Below are 2,357 nucleotides of genomic sequence, written 5' to 3' on the forward strand. Positions count from 1 at the left end.
CCCCCCCCCCCCCCCCCCCCCGCCCCCCCCCCCCCCCCCCCCCCCCCCCCCCCCCACAGGGGTTAGGCGATGATCTTGCGGACGAGTAGCAGCAGGAGGAAGTGCAGGGGATAGAGGGTGTAGGCCCAGCGCCGCATGGCGGGTGGCGAGACGTTTCTGGCATGTCGCAACAAGAACAAACCCGCCAATGGCGTAATCAGGCATGCGGCCAATCCCAACTTCGCCACCAGCGTGTCGCTATTGAGCAAAACCTGCCATTGATTGGCTGCCACACACACCAACCCCGGCAATGCGCTGAAATACCACGGACGGCTGAACACCAGCAGCATCGCCAACGGCAGCAACACACCAAAAAAACCGAACATCAGGTACGTGGAAAACACGCCGGCTATCGCGAGGGCAATCAGCGCCAATCCCCGATCAAAAAGCGCCTTCTGCTGCCATCCTCGCGCAACCAGCAGGCCCAGCGCCAAGGTCGGCAAGACGTTCAACGTATCGGCATCCTCGATAAACATCCGATACGGTACTTCGCTGATTACACTGAACAGCAGCAGCCAGCCCAGATAGCGACCGCTGACGGGCGAGTTCTGCACCCGGTGCAAATTGGCCGCAATCGCCAGGCAAAACCACGGAAACGCCAGGCGCCCCGGTACATACAAGCCATCCAGGCTCAACCCGACATAGCGCAGGTGATCGAGCACCATGCACAGCAGCGCCAGCCATTTGAGCATGTCCAAAGCGCCGTCTCGGACAGGTCCGACAGGCAAGGTGTCAGTAGCGTGCATAATTCCCCAAGCACTTTGCATTTACAGTGCGTGCGCACCCCCGACAATCTTGGTTACAGTGCGCACCAACATCGACCACAGGAATGGGCCATGACCGACAAGAGCCAACAATTCGCCAGCGACAACTATTCCGGCATCTGCCCGGAAGCCTGGGCCGCCATGGAACAAGCCAACCAGGGCCATCAACGCGCCTACGGTGACGATGAATGGACCCACCGCGCCGCGGACGGTTTCCGCAACCTGTTCGAAACCGACTGCGAAGTGTTCTTCGCCTTCAACGGCACCGCCGCCAACTCCCTGGCGCTGTCCTCGCTGTGCCAGAGCTACCATAGCGTGATTTGCTCGGAAACGGCCCACGTCGAAACCGACGAATGCGGCGCACCGGAGTTTTTCTCCAACGGCTCCAAGCTGCTCACCGCCCGCACCGAAAACGGCAAGCTGACCCCGGAGTCGATCCGCGAGATCGCCCTCAAGCGCCAGGACATCCACTACCCCAAACCCCGCGTAGTCACCCTGACCCAGGCCACGGAAGTGGGCAGCGTGTACACCCCGGACGAAATCCGCGCCATCAGCGCCACCTGTAAAGAGCTGGGCCTGAACCTGCACATGGACGGCGCGCGCTTCTCCAACGCCTGCGCGTTCCTCGGCTGCTCGCCCGCCGACCTGACCTGGAAAGCCGGTGTCGACGTGCTGTGCTTTGGCGGCACCAAGAACGGCATGGCCGTGGGTGAAGCGATCCTGTTCTTCAACCACAAGCTGGCCGAAGACTTCGACTACCGCTGCAAACAGGCCGGCCAACTGGCGTCGAAAATGCGCTTCCTGTCCGCCCCGTGGGTGGGCCTGCTGGAAAACGACGCCTGGCTCAAACACGCACGCCACGCCAACCGTTGCGCGCAATTGCTGAGCAGCCTGGTGGCAGACATTCCGGGCGTGGAGTTGATGTTCCCGGTGCAGGCCAACGGCGTGTTCCTGCAACTCTCGGAACCGGCCATCGCCGCGCTGACGGCCAAGGGCTGGCGCTTCTACACCTTCATCGGCAAAGGCGGCGCACGGTTCATGTGTGCGTGGGATACCGAGGAAGAGCGCGTAAGAGAATTGGCGGCGGATATTCGCGAAGTGATGGGCGCCTGATACTGGCGCAATGCCGAGTCTGTTATTTGATATTTCTGACAGCAGCGCACTGCATTTTCATTGACTAGCCTCTTGGGACCCGCAAGGAAAAGGCCGCTGCAGCGGCCACCTTTCGGGCCCAACTGCCTGCCGAATCATCGGCCGGAAACGGAAATCCAGCAGAGAGCTAAACCATGGAATATCAAAGCAACGGCACTACCCTGCAAAGCGACGACGGCGTCAGCACCACCGTGATTGACTGGGATGAGTTCAGGACATCCGCCAAAGTCGGCGACACCATCCGCGAGCCATCGAGGACATTGCGTATCTACGACAAAGTCTATGAACTGACAGCATCAGGCCAGCACTTCGTCGTACACATCTACGCCCAGTAACCCCTAATGTGAGAGCGGGCTTGCTCGCGAATGCAGAGTGTCAGTCAATACATGTGTAACTGATCCA

3 protein-coding genes are annotated in these 2,357 nt (G+C 60.5%); 2 read left to right on the top strand and 1 reads right to left on the bottom strand.

Going from position 1 to position 2,357, the window contains the following annotated elements; genetic code table 11:
- Positions 1 to 62: 62 nt before the first annotated feature.
- Positions 63 to 785, bottom strand: a complete 723-nt coding sequence (locus tag NUV89_RS29235; protein WP_257784050.1) for a conjugal transfer protein TraX — start codon at positions 783 to 785, stop codon at positions 63 to 65.
- Positions 786 to 875: 90 nt separating this feature from the next.
- Here NUV89_RS29235 and NUV89_RS29240 point away from each other — a divergent pair, with 90 nt between their 5' ends.
- Both NUV89_RS29240 and NUV89_RS29245 read left to right on the top strand, forming a co-directional pair.
- On the top strand, positions 876 to 1,916 hold the full coding sequence (locus tag NUV89_RS29240) for a low specificity L-threonine aldolase (protein WP_257784051.1): 1,041 nt from the start codon (positions 876 to 878) through the stop codon (positions 1,914 to 1,916).
- Positions 1,917 to 2,089: 173 nt separating this feature from the next.
- Positions 2,090 to 2,290 (top strand): hypothetical protein, encoded by a 201-nt coding sequence (locus tag NUV89_RS29245; RefSeq protein WP_017738441.1) that lies wholly within the window; start codon positions 2,090 to 2,092, stop codon positions 2,288 to 2,290.
- Positions 2,291 to 2,357: the final 67 nt, after the last annotated feature.

The organism is Pseudomonas sp. 18.1.10 (assembly GCF_024655625.1).
In the GTDB taxonomy this organism is placed as follows: Bacteria; Pseudomonadota; Gammaproteobacteria; order Pseudomonadales; family Pseudomonadaceae; genus Aquipseudomonas.